The sequence below is a fragment of the Pedobacter sp. Leaf176 genome (genome assembly GCF_001424305.1).
In the GTDB taxonomy this organism is placed as follows: Bacteria; Bacteroidota; Bacteroidia; order Sphingobacteriales; family Sphingobacteriaceae; genus Pedobacter.
The window spans coordinates 423,444-439,706 of the sequence record NZ_LMPD01000001.1 but is presented as its reverse complement, the minus strand read 5'-3'; the positions used below and the strand labels follow the sequence as shown (position 1 = coordinate 439,706).

The 16,263-nt window shown below is 38.1% G+C and carries 14 protein-coding genes; 2 read left to right on the top strand and 12 right to left on the bottom strand.

The window, feature by feature from the left end:
• Nucleotides 1–81: 81 nt before the first annotated feature.
• The 9 genes from ASF92_RS01970 to ASF92_RS01930 form a co-directional block, all read right to left on the bottom strand.
• The gene (locus ASF92_RS01970) at nt 82–597 is read right to left on the bottom strand and encodes a DUF2480 family protein (RefSeq protein ID WP_056089082.1); all 516 of its coding nucleotides are present in this window, start codon (nt 595–597) and stop codon (nt 82–84) included.
• A gap of 65 nt (nt 598–662) precedes the next feature.
• Nucleotides 663–2,747 (bottom strand): peptidylprolyl isomerase, encoded by a 2,085-nt coding sequence (locus ASF92_RS01965; RefSeq protein ID WP_056087045.1) that lies wholly within the window; start codon nt 2,745–2,747, stop codon nt 663–665.
• A gap of 130 nt (nt 2,748–2,877) precedes the next feature.
• The gene (locus ASF92_RS01960; RefSeq protein WP_082489424.1) at nt 2,878–3,453 is read right to left on the bottom strand and encodes a hypothetical protein; all 576 of its coding nucleotides are present in this window, start codon (nt 3,451–3,453) and stop codon (nt 2,878–2,880) included.
• A gap of 2 nt (nt 3,454–3,455) precedes the next feature.
• Nucleotides 3,456–4,745, bottom strand: coding sequence for an OmpP1/FadL family transporter (locus ASF92_RS01955; protein ID WP_056089079.1), 1,290 nt, complete (start codon nt 4,743–4,745; stop codon nt 3,456–3,458).
• 1 nt (nt 4,746) lies between these two features.
• A complete protein-coding gene (locus ASF92_RS01950) occupies nt 4,747–5,481 on the bottom strand; it encodes a type III pantothenate kinase (protein ID WP_056087039.1) in 735 nt (244 codons plus the stop codon).
• A gap of 127 nt (nt 5,482–5,608) precedes the next feature.
• Nucleotides 5,609–6,589: a DUF6427 family protein gene (locus ASF92_RS01945; protein WP_056087036.1), complete on the bottom strand. Its 981-nt coding sequence runs from the start codon at nt 6,587–6,589 to the stop codon at nt 5,609–5,611.
• A 231-nt stretch (nt 6,590–6,820) separates the two neighbouring features.
• Entirely contained in the window at nt 6,821–7,810 is a 990-nt protein-coding gene (locus ASF92_RS01940) for a glycosyltransferase family protein (RefSeq protein WP_056087033.1), read from the bottom strand.
• Between the two features lie 27 nt (nt 7,811–7,837).
• The gene (locus tag ASF92_RS01935) at nt 7,838–8,689 is read right to left on the bottom strand and encodes a UDP-2,3-diacylglucosamine diphosphatase (RefSeq protein WP_056087030.1); all 852 of its coding nucleotides are present in this window, start codon (nt 8,687–8,689) and stop codon (nt 7,838–7,840) included.
• A gap of 336 nt (nt 8,690–9,025) precedes the next feature.
• Nucleotides 9,026–11,524 carry a YfhO family protein gene (locus tag ASF92_RS01930; protein WP_056087027.1) on the bottom strand — a complete coding sequence of 833 codons (2,499 nt, stop codon included), beginning with the start codon at nt 11,522–11,524 and terminating at the stop codon, nt 9,026–9,028.
• Between the two features lie 131 nt (nt 11,525–11,655).
• Here ASF92_RS01930 and ASF92_RS01925 point away from each other — a divergent pair, with 131 nt between their 5' ends.
• Together ASF92_RS01925 and ASF92_RS01920 are read left to right on the top strand one after the other, a co-directional pair.
• Complete coding sequence (locus ASF92_RS01925) at nt 11,656–12,738, top strand: alginate lyase family protein (protein ID WP_082489422.1); 1,083 nt, start codon at nt 11,656–11,658, stop codon at nt 12,736–12,738.
• Nucleotides 12,739–12,784: 46 nt separating this feature from the next.
• Nucleotides 12,785–13,291, top strand: coding sequence for a GbsR/MarR family transcriptional regulator (locus tag ASF92_RS01920; protein ID WP_056087022.1), 507 nt, complete (start codon nt 12,785–12,787; stop codon nt 13,289–13,291).
• Nucleotides 13,292–13,587: 296 nt separating this feature from the next.
• Here the strand turns inward: ASF92_RS01920 and ASF92_RS01915 are convergent, their stop codons facing one another.
• From ASF92_RS01915 to uvrB, 3 genes are all read right to left on the bottom strand, one after another.
• The gene (locus tag ASF92_RS01915) at nt 13,588–13,839 is read right to left on the bottom strand and encodes a DUF4834 family protein (protein ID WP_056087019.1); all 252 of its coding nucleotides are present in this window, start codon (nt 13,837–13,839) and stop codon (nt 13,588–13,590) included.
• Nucleotides 13,840–13,925: 86 nt separating this feature from the next.
• On the bottom strand, nt 13,926–14,123 hold the full coding sequence (locus ASF92_RS01910) for a YwbE family protein (protein ID WP_056087016.1): 198 nt from the start codon (nt 14,121–14,123) through the stop codon (nt 13,926–13,928).
• A gap of 25 nt (nt 14,124–14,148) precedes the next feature.
• Entirely contained in the window at nt 14,149–16,191 is a 2,043-nt protein-coding gene (gene uvrB, locus ASF92_RS01905; protein ID WP_056087014.1) for an excinuclease ABC subunit UvrB, read from the bottom strand.
• Between the last annotated feature and the right edge of the window lie 72 nt (nt 16,192–16,263).

Sequence of the window (16,263 nt, the reverse complement as noted above, 5' to 3'; positions counted from 1 at the left end):
TTGTTGGGTTTCAATTATGCTGCAAAGCATTAAACGATTAATTTGCAGCTACCTTACAAGGTATGCAAAAAGCAAACCAAATTAATCTTTTCTTTTAAATACCGGAACGGTAGAACAAGGTTCTCCGAACATAATGCTTTTAACTACAGGGGTAAGCAAATTTGTAATTTCCACATAAGCCGACACTGGGATATCAATTTCGCCACAACCCTTTACCACGACACGTTCGTTTGCATAATCCTGCGGATTGATTTTACCCAGCGCTTTCGCAAACATCACCGCTTCTAATGTATCTAAACCTCCAAAAACAACCTCCTTAGCGAATGGCTTCAATCTGTTTGCCAAAAGCATATAAGCCCAGGTTGGAACAATCGCATCTGCGGAGCAAATGATTGCAACATTCTTATCCTGATATTGAGACCAGTCGTGCGTTTTAATAAACTCCCTGAAATCCTTTTCCCGTAGCATTAATCCGCGGAAAAGATTCTCCTTAATATCATAAACAACTCTTTCGCCAGAATGATAATAATCTTCCAGATTCAAAGTAATTAAACCGCTGTTTGCAACCTTATTAACAAAGTTTTCCTGAATTTCCATAACCTGTAAATAAAAAAACCGTTCCAATGTGATTTGGAACGGTTACAAAATTACGCAATTTCTAATTAATAGAATTTCACGCGATTGTCTTTTATCTTCGCATTATCTTGTAGAGCCTGGAACGCAGCTCCTAATGAGCGCTGACCCAGGGTTAATAACATGGATTCTTTTTGCTTAAACATATTTGCAATGGGTGCAGGGTTTGTAAATCCATCAACTGAAAATACGTAAACACCACGGTCGCCCTCTACAGGAGCAGAAACCTTACCTGGTTGAGTACCAAATACCGAACCCACCAGCTTATTTTCCTGCGCAACACCCGGAATAATCGGGTTTGCAAAAACAATGTTTTGAACCGGCATTACGGTACGCCCAACTTTAGATGCAATCTGATCTAAACCAGCTTTTCCTGCACCATCAAATTTAGATTTTAACAATTTAGCTTTTGCCGCGTTAAGCACCATTGGCTGAATTTCTTTCTTAACCGCATCTAAAGATAAAGTTCCTTTCGGTTTAACATCTGTTAATCGCGCTACAACATAGGCATCACCCATGGTATAAATTTCAGGTAAAACATCTCCTTTATCAGCCGCGTAAGCATCCTGAATTAATTTACGAGGATTATCCAATCCAGGTGCGAAACCTTGAGTGGCCGCAATCTTATCTGCAACGGCAACTTTCAATTTATCTTTTTCCGCTAATTTAGCGAAGTCATTTTCTTTAACATCGGCAAGGAATTTACTTGCTGCTTTATAAGCAGAAGCTTGCGTTTTGCTACTTGCTGCTAATGTTTTTTCTACGTAAGCCAGTTTCGCTACTTTAGATGAACCGATTTGTTTCTCGATTTTCATAATGTGGTAACCGAACTGGGATTTAACAACTTTCAAATCGCCGATAGAACCATCAAATGCTGCATTCTCAAATTCAGGAACCATCTGGCCTCTTGCAAATGCCGGCATAGAACCACCCTGGTCTTTAGAGCCATCTACACTGTAATTCTTAGCTAATTCAGCGAAGTTTCCACCTTTACTGATTAACCCTTTCAACGAATCGGCCATTTTGATCGCCTTATCTTCTCCACCAACTTTTGCCGGATCGATAAGAATGTGGCTTACCTTTACCGAGTCAGGAGATGTGCGGGTAGATACAACCTTTATAACTTTATAAGAATTGCCTGACAATGCCGGGCCATAGAAGCTACCTGCCGGCAATGAAAATACGGCTGAATCTACAGCAGGATCTAATTTACCTTTAGTGATGTACGTAAACGGAATCTTTACGTCAGAATTAATGGCTGCAAAAAGAGAATCATTTTTAGCTACTTTGAAATCAGCAGCAATTTTATCAATCTGCGTTTTTACGGCTAGCGAATCTGCTTTAGTAGGCTTGATGCTAAAAGTAACATACTCAAAAGTACGTGTTTCCTGAGGATTGTTGAAACGTGCTTTGTTTGCATCGTAATATTCTGAGTAATCTGCATCAGTCAATTTTACCGAAGCATCAGGAATTGACGCGTAATCAAGACTTACATATTTAAAGTTAGCCAGTTTGTTGCGATTCGTATACTCATCTGTTGCTTCTAATGAAGTTACATAAACCGAATTACGGATTAAGTTGGAATATTTCTGCTGTAAGGTTTGATTCTTAACTTCTGTTTGTAACAATGCCGACTGATTTTGGGCCTGCGGGTCTTTAGACTTTAAGAAACTATTCAATTGCATACGGTCTAACTGACCGGTTTGAGGATTGGTAAAATATTGTTTGATTAATGGGCTTGGATTCTGACCAACTAATAAATCAACCAGTTCATCTTCAGAAACCGTTAAACCTAAGCGTTCATATTCTTTATTCAATAATACATTTGCCAATTCCGCGTTCCATGCCTGGTCCACAGCCATTGCCTGCATTTGTGCATTTGCACTACCGCCGTATTGTTGTTTGAATTGATTTAAATTCTGCTCCACTTTCGGACCAAAATCATCGATACTGATGTCGTTCCCGTCAACCGAACCCACTGTTTTCTGGTTTGCGGCCCAAAAAGGCTTACCCACGTTAATTGCATCGCCTACTAAAAATGCAACAATTGCAAAACCAATAGCAAAGACCAGTATATAGCCTGCGCGGTTACGCAAAAATGTCATTAATCCCATATTGTACTTATATTATTTAGTTTTTTTTAAGAGGGCGCAAGATACAAATTTGCCTCAAAAAAGAAAATACAAAATTTTATTTATCAAGTGTTTAATTTTTAAGCAAATAGAGATCAAAAAAAATATGTTTTTAAGGCACTATTGCGTCCTTTAAAACGCCTTGTCCCGTAGCCGTATTAATTTCGTAAGTACTGAAATCCTGAGGTGCTTTGAAATCGACACCATTTAAAATATTTCCATCCACGGTTTTAATAGTAACATTCTGCGTAGAATAAAATATTTTTTTGGCTTCATCCCATATCAATTCTTCAGATGAAAACGTATCACCTTTTGCGTTTTTAACAATTACGTTTTTCCTGAAAAAGGTTTTTTGTTCCTGCTCTTTTCTGATGGCGTAATCGCAAATTAATGTGCCGTCAACTACACCCGGCTGATTAATGTTAAAGAAATCAATTTTGACCCCCTTTATCATTTCCTGGTAAGTCGTGTTGTTTTCTGTGGTAACTTTATCCATGATGGGGGCATTGCCCTTAGCTTTAACCCGCGCAGAATCGCTGTAAATAATCTCTACACCAATAGTTCTATCTCGGTTCAAGATTACTTTCTGACTGCTAATCGGACTGGCTTTCTTAAGATCATCATCCCCACAGGAAACCAGCAAAACCGGCAACATAAGCATCAGGCCATATGAAAACGCCTTGCGCATGATTAGTCCACTTTATACTTACGGAACCATTTATCGTTGAGCGTAAAGCCCAGGTGGAAATTTATGTATTGCTCTTTAACCAGGTTATTCGTTAAGGTACCCCGCTGGCCAACCTCTGTTGTAAAATTGATTTTATAGAAAGTTAAACCATTAGCAGATGGCAAAGGAAAACCGAAGCCTAAAGATGCGCCCATCTGTTTAATATCCTGATTTCCGATTTTAATGTATGTTTTATCATAGTTTAGCCCGAAACGGTAATCGACACGTTTAAAATAGCTGTTGTATGAAGTAACGTCGGGTGTAAATTGCGTACCCAATGAGGCGCCCCAGCTATCTTGTAAGCCCTGGCTAACATTATTAACACTAACAGCAGACCATTTGCTCATTCTAAAATCAGCACCAATTAGCCATTTATCCGTTTGTTGTATGGCAATACCAAAGTTATGTGTTAGCGGAAGGGTTAAGTTCGATTTTGTATTTGTAGCTGCGCTTAAGGTATCAATTGCAGGATTTTCATCTCCATTAACATTTCTGGTATATTGCGTTGCATAAAAAGACTGCCTCGAATTTACCTTACCGGAACTGCTTCCCGAATAGCCTAATGTCATTATTGTTTTTGGGGAAACATTAAAATTGTATTGGACACCATACGAATAATTTAAACCGCCTACACTATTTTTATTCTGAAGTTTCGCATTTACTGCACCCGCTACTGCGTATTCTGTAGCTCGGGTGGTTAATAAATTGCCAAAAATATATTCGACATTACCTCCAATGCTTAAGTGATCGCCAAACTTATAACCATAACCTAAATAAGCTTTAGACAGGCCGCCTTCTCCTTCATAAAGCTGGTCTACTGAAAGGGTATCCACTTTAATAGAGTTCTTATAACTATATCCTAAATCTGAGTAAGGCAATATACCAAAACTCAATGCCGATTTTCTACTTACCGGTATTGCAAATGCGATGTGGCTGAAAGTTGAATTGAAACTGGATTCACTTAAATTATTTCTAGAAAGGTTGGTGATGCTAGCAGTCATTCCGATATCAGCTGTAGTTAAATTTACACTTGAATAGGATGCCGGATTTTGCATGTTAATGTAATTAAACCCATTAATTGCACTTACGGCGGTGGAGATGCCGCCCATGGCCCTTAATTGCGGCAATAATGATCCTTTAACATTGCCAAAACCATATCTCGAATATGGTGACGACGTGGTAACTTGTGCCTGAACACCCAAACCACAAACTAAAACGAGTATGGCTGTAATATAATTTATTCTTTTGTACATTTTAATTTGCAATAGCTTCATTTAATCCTTTCAAAACCAAATAGGGATCTTTAATTATCTGTGGCGCAAAGATGCTGTTTTGTAATTGGTTAAACAAAAAATCAGCATCACCACCTGTTAAAATAACTTTTAAAGCACTTTCTTTTACGTTATTGAGTTCTATAAACCCTGAAATTTCATTAATTACACCCTGTAAAACACCATTTTTCATGGCTGCTTCGGTATTTTTTCCTTCGGGAACCGGCATCTTTGAATCCCAATCTACCAACGGTAACCTCCCTGTAAATTCATGCATAGCTTTAAAACGCATAAGGATTCCGGGGCTGATTGCTCCGCCAAAATAGTCTTTCTCCCGATTCAGCAAGTCGTAGGTGATGCAAGTTCCTGCATCAATTACCAAACTTGAATTATCCGGAAATATTGCGTTGGCACCTAAAACAGCGGCCCATCTATCTAAACCCAATGTTGAAGGGCTTTGATATTTGTTCTGCACACCATTTGTAAGCATAGCAGAAAAACGAATGTATTTTGTTCTGGCATTTAAAAAAAGTTCAAGTTCTTCAACCTCTTCATCAACAGTACTGATTATAGATTTTCCGATTTGAAATTTTTCAATTAACGACATCAAATCGTTTACAGTTAAGGCGTTGAAACGTTGATAATATATAATGCCCTCACCTGCAAAAACTGCAACCTTGGTTAAAGTATTCCCTATATCAATACTTAAATTATGCATTTATCCAAAAAAGAATCAATCACCTTATATTTACAATCCCACGGTTAAAAAGTTGTGAAACTCTTTAATCGTGCCACAAAGCTATTAATCTTTAACAAGTTTTGAGGAATCATTTTGTTAAAAAAGGTTAAACAAAGAGAAAGTACTGAACAGAAAGTACAAATAAAAGGAAGAGCGTTTCGTAAAACCATCGTTTCTTGGCATTGCTGAAATAATAGGCTAAAAGCACAGCTCCTGGTGGCACACAAAGTAAAAAATGCCAGGTCCTGAAATCGGGCTTAAGGTAAAAACTTGCAACTGCGACCAAAAACATAAAGAACAACATCTGAAATCCTTTTCTGGTGCTGATAAAGCTCCTGAAAAAATTCTCCCTCAATTGTAAAGAGGCCAGAATGATTATCACCGCGACCGGGATAAGTACAAGGTAATCGTTGTAATTTATTTTAAATACCGATGGAAATTTGTTGCCTAACGGTTTCCAAATCTGGTAAAAAGAGCTGAGGTTATCTTTCCAAAAATAAAATACGGCGAGGAAGAAAAACACGGTTAAAAAACCAACCAGGCCCGCAATCCACTCGCGCCAGTTGAAAGAACGGAAAAGGAGTAACGATAAAAAAATCATCAACAACATGGCCATAAACGGGAAATAAATTAAAGTTCCTATGGCGATTATCATTCCGATATCGAATACGTTTGTTATGGAATTCAAACTCTTGTTGAGTTTCAAAAACTTATCTATTAACCAGATTAATAGGAAATTACAAATAAGTGCAGGACTTAACACCATAAACGGCAGAAACAGACTTGCACCGGTAATGTACATTAAAGCCGGCAGGAAACTGGGTTTAGCCAATAGGTTATGGTTATTGATTACCCTGTTAAAAATTAATGCCTGGATAAATACTAAAACAGTAGCGAAAAAAATATTAGCAGAGGGAGAAAAGGCATTTTCCAGATTAATGTTGATTAGTAACCTCGCAAACGGTTCCAGGAAATCAAAATTCAATTGGGCTGGAAGCTCATAAAAGATAACAATACGCATGAAAAATGTGTATGCCAACAGCAAAATAAGGTTAACCGGATTTAACTTTCTGAACTGATTAATCATGCCTTCGATAGAATTGGCAAAGTAAAGAAATTAATTCAAGGATTAAGGAACAAAGAATAAAGAGCAAGTATCGTCTCTTTGTTCCACGACTTTTTCTGTTTCCGTGGAAGTAATTTTTAAATCTTACCTTTTATTCATCGGCAAAGATCAATACTAATTTTTTTCCGCAGAAACACAGATTAACAAAGAATTAGTTTCTGGTGTTCCTGTAGATAATGAAGAATGCAAAAACTACACTCTTGCGTACTTTTTAACCATATTATCAATGATTTTCGCCGTTTCATCAGGAAAATTAAATTGATGTTCCTGAGGGTTTTCCACCCATTGTTTAACAATTGGCAACCAGTTCCTGGTGCTGCCCCAAATGACAGGTAAACCGAATTGCTTTAGCGCATAAGCATTGCATTGTTGCTCGAACTGAAAACGCATAGGCGCAACCAGCAACTTTTTTCCTAAATATAATGCTTCAGCAGGACCTTCAAATCCGCCGCCGGTAAAAAGCCCCTCACAAGTTGCCAGGCTTGTGTTAAATCTTTCATTGTTAACGGGTTCAACAAAAACATTTTGTTCCTGATAGCTTTCTTTGGTATGCTTTGAGAAAACCTTCCATTTTACGCCTGGAATCTGAATTAGTAATTTCACCAGCCTCCTGTCGTCTATCGCGGGCAAATAAACGGTGTAGTGACCCAGGTTTCTACTTTCCATCTGCCTGATTTCGGAGCGAATAACCGGTGTATAAATGAAATCATCATACCTGTCGAAGTGGAAACCTATATGGTGTTTAGTTGGGGCGTAATGGCTTAGAATTACCTTTCCCCAATCTATGGTTCTTGGACGTGGCACTTTTTTAGATTTAAAGGCCGCCTGGTGACTTAAAGAAACACATTCGATACCCTGCAACTTGCAGGCCCAGGCACTTACCGGTTCAAAATCATTAACAATAAGGTTATAATCACTGAGCTTAAGTTGTTTCATGTCTTTCCTGAAACGAAAAAGATTCATGCTTAGCCAGGTCTTAAAATGATCTACCCCACCCTTTTTCCCGAATATAAAACTAAACCCATGCAACTGGTATTTCACCGGCTGACTCAATTTTACATCAGCCTGTGTACCGCTAACTAAAATATCAAGTTCTCCATATTTTTGAAGCAGCGGAATAATTTCCCTCGCCCTGCTGATGTGCCCGTTCCCTGTGCCTTGTATTGCGTAAAGTATTTTCATATACTAAAGGCCGAATATCTAAAATTATCAGGCAATTTCATATTTAATATTTTGTAAAAGGATATTTATATCAAGCTTACTCTTTAAATCTTCGGCATCTGACAGGATACCATCATCCATTTCATCCTTAATAAAATCTCTGTGCTCATATTTAAAAATGGACCAGGATTGCTCCTTATACTCCAGCGCCGTTAGGCTTTCTACCCAATCACCGCTGTTTAAATACATAACTTTTCCATCATCGACCGTTATTTCCCGCTTTTCCGGCTGGTGAATATGACCACAAACTACGTAATCGTAACCTTTTTCTACAGCCAGCTCGGCCGCCACCTGCTCAAAGCTATTAATGAATTTAACTGCATCTTTAAATTTGGCTTTTATTTTCTTCGAAAAACTCATTTTCTCCCTCCCGAAAGCATTGAGTACCCAGTTTACAAAACTGTTTATCAGAATTAAAGTATCGTAACCCACTGCACCCATCTTTGCGAGCCATTTGGAGTGTTGCATGGTTACATCGAAAACATCACCATGAAAAAACCAGGCCTTTTTCCCGTCTAACTCCATAATAAGTTTATTGGCCAAATGAAAGGTACCCATTTCCATGCCATCAAACTTTCGCAACATTTCATCATGATTCCCGGTGAGGTAATGAACTTCAACCCCTTCAGATACAAATTTCATCAGCTTGCGAATGACTTTCATATGCGATTCGGGCCAGTAGCTTTTGCTAAATTGCCAGATATCGATGATATCGCCATTAAGGATAAGCGTTTTAGGTTTGATGCTTTTTAGATATTTTAAAAGTTCTTTTGCGTGGCAACCATAGGTGCCGAGGTGTACATCGGATATCACGACTACATCGACTTTTCTTTTATCCATAAATGAGAATTTTAGGGGCTAGGAATTTTATCACCGCTTCTGAAAAGCAGTTTAACATTAAGAAAGCTATTTTACCATTCTTCTTCCTCATCGAGTTTTACCTCAAAAGGACTGAAGAAATAAATTACAACGATTAAAAGACAAATCGCAAAGAATGATTCTAACATATCATCTGATTTACAAACAAAGATAAGACTCTGTATATCAAACAAATGTTACGACATTGTTAAATTTAATCACTTGATTAATCATTATACTGAAATGACAAGCAAAAAAAATACCTTCAGGAGATTACCTGAAGGTATTTAAAAAAAATCGGTCTGAGATCCGGCCTAACTAAGCCTTAACGACTTTCCTATTTTTGTTTTCTAAATAAAAGCCGAAGCCTAAACCAAGTACTAATAAGATGGAACCTGCTAACGAAATTTTCTCGCCGGTATAGTAAGAGTTGGGATGAAAAATAAATTCAAGTTTGTGATTACCAGCTTCTAATTGTGCAGCACGCAAAACGTAATCTGCTCTGAAATAAGGCTTCTCTACACCATCAATGTACATTTTCCATCCTTTATTGTAGTAGATCTCTGAGAAAACTGCAATCACATCCTTCGCTGTCGAATATTCGTATGTGAGGTGATCAGGATTATAATTAGTTAATTTAATGAAACCTTCCTGTCCCGTACCCAAAAGTTTGCTGTTCATATCGCCTTTGTACATTTGGTCGACAATAGCTTCTTTCTTTGCGTCGAAACTGCTTATGGCCTTCATTTCCTCATCGGCATTTTTTACATATTGAACGCTTTCCACAAACCATGCGTTTCCGGCAGCAGTTGGGTTGCGTTGCATTTTGTAAGAGCCTGTTTTTTGATCCTGAGTGATGATGTACTTTGTGTTCAACATATCTAAGACATCCTGATTGATGCTTTTAGAAAACTGATTTTGAATCAATTCATCAAAACGTTTCAGCTTAGCTGCATGGTAACCACCAATTGTTTTGTGAAAAGCAGATGTGCTTGCATCAGAAAATGTAGGAATCGATAAATCGAATACCCTAAAGTTTGGATCTTTATCCGCTGCGATAAACGTATCTACATCACGAGGCTGAAAGTAATCTGAAAGGTCTCTCTTTGCCTCGAAATTTTTATTGTTGAGGTATCTTTTATCTACCTGCCACATATCGATTAAAACCGCAAAGGTTAGTAAACCAAAAGCTAGTTGCATACTCATTTTCCTGGTAATAAAAGCCCAAATAATTCCGAAGCCAATGGCTACAAAAATAAATGAACGAAATGCATCTGCACGGCCAATCGCAATCCTGTCTTCCACCAAACCATTAGCAATTTTCTGTGCAATAGCTGCATTATTCTGCAAGGCCTGAGTAAGAGCCTGAACTGCATCAGCATGGTTCGTTGTTTTAAAGCTGAAGAACAAGGTCGGCATAATAGCGATAATAAGTGAAATACCACCAACGATACCAGCAGACCAGGTTAGCTTTTTTACTAAAATTTTCTGGTCGATTTTTCCTTCCTGAATTTCTTTTACTGCAAGAATGGCTAAAATCGGAACAACTAAACCAACTACTGCAAGGATAGACTCAACAGCTCTGAACTTGTTATAAAGCGGGAAGTAATCGAAAAACAAATCACTTACAAAAGGAAGGTGCCTTCCGAAAGAAAGGAGCATAAAGAGGATTGTGGTAATTAAAATCCACCATTTAAGCTGACTCTTAACGATAAACAAACCAAAAACAAACAAGAAACAAATAATTGCGCCAAAGTAATAACCACCTTGAGTAAAAGGCTTATCACCCCAATATTCCTGCATATTAAAGTTTTGACCGACATAACGTATGAGGTTATCTGTTTGAGCCGGATCACCCCCCGTAACTTCAGCGGCAGCCTTGTACATATTGCTTTCCGGTTTAACCAATTCATCTACACCTGTTGCGCCGCCGTATAAATCGGGGATTAAAAACGTAAAGCTTTCGCCTACGCCCTGGCTCCATTGATACGCATATTCTTTGGTCATTCCGGTATCTTTACCCGCAGCAGCAGTAACGGTTAAATTAGACTTGCCACGATTGGTTTCTTTCGCATATTCTGCCGTAGACCATAATAATCCAGCATTTATCATAACAGCAAGTATTACTGATAAAGCCAAAAAGCCTAACGATTTCGCTAATATTGGTAGTGATTTTGTCTTTATGGCTTTATACAATTCGACACCTACAAAAATCAGGATAGAAAGCATCAAATAATAAGTCATCTGCACGTGATTCGTTCTTATCTCAAGTGCCAGAAACAGCGCCGTTAAACTTGCACCATACCAATACCTTCCCCGCATGGTTAAAATTATTCCGGCAATTATAGGCGCAAAAAAGCCTATTGCCAAGGCTTTACTGCTGTGCCCGCTGGAAATGAGGACAAAATTATAGGTTGTAAAAGTAAATGCAATTGCACCCGCAGCAGCAAGCCATGGATTCACTTTTAACACAATAAAGAGGAAATAAGCGCCGATTAACAGCAATAAAACTGTTCCAACAGGGTTTGGCAAAGCTTTTGTAATTAATGCAATACCGTAGGTTGCACCATTGTATGCATAAGGAACCCAGATCTGAAAAGCAGGCATACCACCAAACATCTGGTTTGTCCATAGCGGCGATTTACCAGTCTGCTCCTTTACTTCCATAATTTCTTTTTGCATGGCCTTCGATGATATAACATCGCTTTGAGTAGGTGCTTTTCCCTGCAAAACAGGACTGAAGTAGGCAAAACAAATGACTACGAAAATTGCAATAATGGCTATATGAGTGCCATTGTTTTTAAACCAGTTATTCATTAAGGTTTGTTTAAGTTTAAACGAATGTCAAAAATAAAAATTTGAACGGTATATTAAAGGAATAAATTGAATGCCTTTACATTAAAAATTTAGATTTGTACAAACGCTGTTACTAACCAAAATTAATTACGATGAAAATCACGTTGTGCATGCTCCTTTTTTCAGTATTTATGAGCGCTACTTACGGCCAAATTGTAAGCCTGAATTCAGCGGAAATAATGGTTTTAAAACGAAAGATTAAAGGGGAGGCTAATGCTAAAGCATTATATCAGAGTTTCGAAAAATCGGCAGAAGATTTTCTAGCACAAACACCGAATCCAGTCGATACCATCCGAACGGAAGGTTTACTAAGAGGAAACCCTAAAAAGGAACGTACCAGTATTGCACTTCGCGATATGAATAAAATGTATACCCTTGCACTTCAATTTAAAATTTCCGGCGATAAAAAATATCTGGCTAAAGCTAACGAATTCCTATTGGCCTGGGCAAAAGTGAACCAACCAAATGGTGACCCAATTGATGATACTAATCTTGATAGAGCCATTGAAGCTTACGATTTAATTAAGGACGAAATTTCTCCAAAAGACAATAATTTAGTTGCCAACTGGTTAAAGGGTACTGCGCTGGCAGAAATTAATAGCAAAAGAATGAACCGAAACCAGGGAACAGGGATCAATAACTGGAACGCGCATCGTTTAAAAGTAGTCGGTGAAATCGGTTATGCTTTAAACGACCAGGAATTTATAAGCTGGACAATCGAGAGATTTAAAAAACACATCGGGATAAATTTAAACGAAGATGGTACCAGTCTCGATTTTAAAGAACGAGATGCCATGCACTACCATATTTATGATTTAGAGCCAATGCTCAGGCTGGCTTTATTAATTAAGAGAGCCGGGGGTGAAAATTTTTACACTTACCAATCTCCAAAAGCTTCATCGATAAAAAAATCTGTTGATTGGTTAACACCGTACATCAAAGGAGAAAAACAGCACGAGGAATATGTAAACACAACCGTAAAATTCGACAAAGATCGGGCAAAAAACAATGAACCCGGCTTTGCGCCCGGCACCATGTTTAAACCAATATTGGCGCTACCAGTTCTAAAGTTATCCGTTTATTTTGATTCAACGCAATTAGATTTGCTAAAAACATTGAATAAACATCGAAAAGATTGGCAAATGCTAATTGATGAGATACGGCAAGATGAATAAAGTTTCAATAATTTTTGAAAGTTTCAAAATATAATTATATTTGTTCATGGAATTACCAGAAGGAAAATTAAAATTTATTGAGGCCTGGGGGAAATTGGGTTCTGAATGGGGAATAAATCGTACCATGGCCCAGGTTCATGCACTTTTGCTAATCTCCTCTGAAGCACTTACAACCGAAGAAATTATGGAGCAATTGAGCATTTCAAGAGGCAATGCAAACATGACCCTCCGCGATTTAATTGGCTGGGGATTGATCGAAAAACGACATAAAGCAGGAGAAAGAAAAGAGTATTTTTTTGCCGATAAAGACGTTTGGAATATTGCCCGTCAGGTTGCTAAAGAACGTAAGAAACGTGAGCTGGAACCTGTTTTAAAAATTCTTGGGGAATTGTCCTCAGTTACAGGCGATGAAAATGATATAGAATTCAAAACCTTTCAGAAATCAGTTACAGATATAAATAAACTGGCAAAAAACGCAGATAAGACTATTGAAGCGATGCTAAAAGCTGAGGAGAGCTGGTTTTGGGGTTCGATATTGAAGGTGTTTAAATAGCTTTCAAGAACTTCAAATATTAAAAAGCCTGACTGGCTTTATTTTTTCAAATGTAACGCTCTTTGTTATTAATAAACGAGCTAGTAATACAAATATTCACAACTTTCATTATTTAACCATAACAGTGGTTTATGAGTTTTTAGGTTTGAGGATTCAGAAATTTAAAACCGACATTGCGAGGCACAGAGCACTTCTAATGTAGTCGCTTTCCAAACCCCAAGCAATAAGATTGCTTCGTCTCATGATGATAACTTCTTAAAACAAAAAAGTCCTGAACTAACTCCAGGATTTTCAATTTATTTAACTTCTTCGTAATCTACAAAATCGCCGAGCTTATCCGTTTTATCCTGACTGGGTTTTGGCGGCATGTAATCTATGGAAATAGCTCCATCAGGTTTTCTTTTAGGTTGCTGTGGTTGTTGCCCAGTAGCCTGCTGCTGCATTTTACTGGCAAGGTTGTTAAAAAGCAATGGTAGTATCAGGCGAATCAAAATTCTGATTACCCAAAGCACCAATACTGCAATAAAAAGGAATTTAATTAATGGCATTCTTTTAACTATTTGTTACAAATATAGACGTAGCTAATTTTATTTTGTTACTTCTAACTGGATTAATTGCATTTTGATTACAAAATTTAGTCTTCGACAATCTCACAAACCCTTCCAATCTGCCCATCATCAAGCCTAACTTTTATACCTCTTGAGTGAAATGAAGATGAAGTTAATAAATCTTTAACAATTCCATAAGTAACATTTCCGCTTCGTTGATCCTTTTTAAGGATTATCCCAACCTCTAAACCTGGGTAAATATCTTTTCTATTTTGTCCGTCCATACTATTTCAAGGCGAAGAGTAAATCCTATTTCGCAAACTTCTCATTATACATTTTTTCTAAAGCAAACATTTCATCCCGAAGCTTGGCCGCTTGTAAAAAGTCCATTTCTTTGGCCGCTTTCTGCATATCCTTACGGGTATTATCGATGGCTTTTTGCAGTTCAGCTTTGCCCATGTATTGCACAATCGGATCAGCTGCAATGCTAATTTCTGCATTTTCCACATAAGCTCTCGCTTTGTTATCACTTGCTTTCTGAGAGAAATCTAAAACAGATGTCTGCTCCAAAATCGCTTCTCGGGATTTGCCGACTGTTAACGGCGTAATTCCATGTTCCAGGTTATAGGCAATTTGTATATCGCGACGGCGGTTTGTTTCAGAAATGGTTTTTTCCATACTTTCTGTTATGCCATCAGCATACATAATTACCCTGCCTTTGTCGTTTCTGGCTGCGCGACCGATGGTTTGAATCAAAGATTTTTCCGAACGGAGGAAACCTTCTTTATCGGCATCTAAAATGGCAACTAATGTTACTTCGGGCAAATCTAATCCTTCTCGCAGCAAGTTAATACCAACCAAAACATCAAACTCACCTAAACGTAAGCCTCTTAATATTTCCACACGTTCTAAAGTCTTGATTTCCGAGTGGATATACCGGGTTTTGATGTTCAATCTGTCCAGGTATTTAGTAAGCTCTTCGGCCATACGTTTGGTTAAAGTGGTAACGAGAATTCGTCCGCCTTGCTTTATCGTAATGTCGATTTCATCTAGCAAATCATCAACCTGGTTAATTGCCGGCCTGATTTCGATAATAGGATCCAATAAACCTGTCGGGCGAATTACCTGTTCAACAACCACACCTTCCGATTTTTCCAATTCATATTCTGCTGGCGTTGCACTTACATAAATCGTTTGTGGTGCTAAAGCTTCAAACTCGGTAAAGTTTAAAGGCCTGTTATCTAAAGCAGCAGGTAATCGGAAGCCATATTCTACGAGCGATAGCTTACGGGATCTGTCACCACCATACATTGCCCTGATTTGCGGAACTGTAACATGACTTTCATCAATTACCATTAGATAATCATCAGGAAAATAATCCAATAAACAGAAAGGACGCATGCCGGGCGATCGTCCATCAAAGAAACGGGAATAATTTTCAATACCGGAGCAATAGCCAAGCTCCTTCATCATTTCTATATCGAAGTTTGTTCTTTCTTCCAATCGCTTTGCTTCCAGTAAGTGCCTGTCGGCGATAAGTTGATTCTTTCGTATTTCCAGTTCTTCCTGGATTCCCCAGATGGACTGATTAAACCTATCCTTTGGAGTAACAAAGAGATTTGCAGGATATATTGCCATGTCCTCAAGCTTCTCGAGCGTTTTACCTGAAACCGGGTCAATTGCAGAAAGCTCTTCAATATCATCTCCGAAGAAAGAAATCCGGTAAGCATGATCCAAATACGCCGGGTATATATCAACTGTATCGCCCTTAACACGGAAAGTTCCGCGCTTAAATTCTGTAGTTGTTCTTGAATATAGAATTTCAACTAAACTATGCAAAAAAGCATTTCTGGAAATCCTTAAACCAACACCAAAGCGGAATACCATTCTGGAAAAATCCTCGGGATTTCCCATACCGTAAATGCATGATATTGATGAAACAACAATAATGTCACGACGGCCGCTCATTAAAGACGAGGTGGTTCGCAAACGAAGTTTTTCAATTTCTTCGTTAATGCTTAAATCTTTCTCGATGTATGTATTGCTGGAGGCGATAAAGGCTTCCGGCTGATAATAATCATAGTAGGAAACAAAATAGTTTACCGAATTTTCGGGAAAGAAATTCTTAAACTCACCATAAAGCTGGGCCGCCAATGTCTTGTTGTGACTTAAAATAAGCGTTGGCTTTTGGGTTTGTTCAATAACATTTGCAACCGTAAATGTTTTTCCAGAACCGGTAACGCCCAATAAAGTTTGGTAATGTTCATTTGCGTTTACACCATCTACAAGTTGCTTTATGGCTCCGGGCTGGTCCCCTGTAGGCTTATATGCTGAGGTAATTTTAAATTTCATCTGTATATCAAATATACGGTTTTGCGTACAAGAACTAAACAGTAGAAAGTCAGGAATGTTATCCTCAATAAG

What these genes read in the sequence shown, in the direction of transcription:
- ASF92_RS01970 (WP_056089082.1), bottom strand. Translation starts at nt 597, where the DNA reads ATGGAAATTCAGGAAAACTTTGTTAATAAGGTTGCAAACAGCGGTTTA.
- ASF92_RS01965 (WP_056087045.1), bottom strand. Translation starts at nt 2,747, where the DNA reads ATGGGATTAATGACATTTTTGCGTAACCGCGCAGGCTATATACTGGTC.
- ASF92_RS01960 (WP_082489424.1), bottom strand. Translation starts at nt 3,453, where the DNA reads ATGCGCAAGGCGTTTTCATATGGCCTGATGCTTATGTTGCCGGTTTTG.
- ASF92_RS01955 (WP_056089079.1), bottom strand. Translation starts at nt 4,745, where the DNA reads ATGTACAAAAGAATAAATTATATTACAGCCATACTCGTTTTAGTTTGT.
- ASF92_RS01950 (WP_056087039.1), bottom strand. Translation starts at nt 5,481, where the DNA reads ATGCATAATTTAAGTATTGATATAGGGAATACTTTAACCAAGGTTGCA.
- ASF92_RS01945 (WP_056087036.1), bottom strand. Translation starts at nt 6,589, where the DNA reads ATGATTAATCAGTTCAGAAAGTTAAATCCGGTTAACCTTATTTTGCTG.
- ASF92_RS01940 (WP_056087033.1), bottom strand. Translation starts at nt 7,810, where the DNA reads ATGAAAATACTTTACGCAATACAAGGCACAGGGAACGGGCACATCAGC.
- ASF92_RS01935 (WP_056087030.1), bottom strand. Translation starts at nt 8,689, where the DNA reads ATGGATAAAAGAAAAGTCGATGTAGTCGTGATATCCGATGTACACCTC.
- ASF92_RS01930 (WP_056087027.1), bottom strand. Translation starts at nt 11,524, where the DNA reads ATGAATAACTGGTTTAAAAACAATGGCACTCATATAGCCATTATTGCA.
- ASF92_RS01925 (WP_082489422.1), top strand. Translation starts at nt 11,656, where the DNA reads ATGAAAATCACGTTGTGCATGCTCCTTTTTTCAGTATTTATGAGCGCT.
- ASF92_RS01920 (WP_056087022.1), top strand. Translation starts at nt 12,785, where the DNA reads ATGGAATTACCAGAAGGAAAATTAAAATTTATTGAGGCCTGGGGGAAA.
- ASF92_RS01915 (WP_056087019.1), bottom strand. Translation starts at nt 13,839, where the DNA reads ATGCCATTAATTAAATTCCTTTTTATTGCAGTATTGGTGCTTTGGGTA.
- ASF92_RS01910 (WP_056087016.1), bottom strand. Translation starts at nt 14,123, where the DNA reads ATGGACGGACAAAATAGAAAAGATATTTACCCAGGTTTAGAGGTTGGG.
- uvrB (WP_056087014.1), bottom strand. Translation starts at nt 16,191, where the DNA reads ATGAAATTTAAAATTACCTCAGCATATAAGCCTACAGGGGACCAGCCC.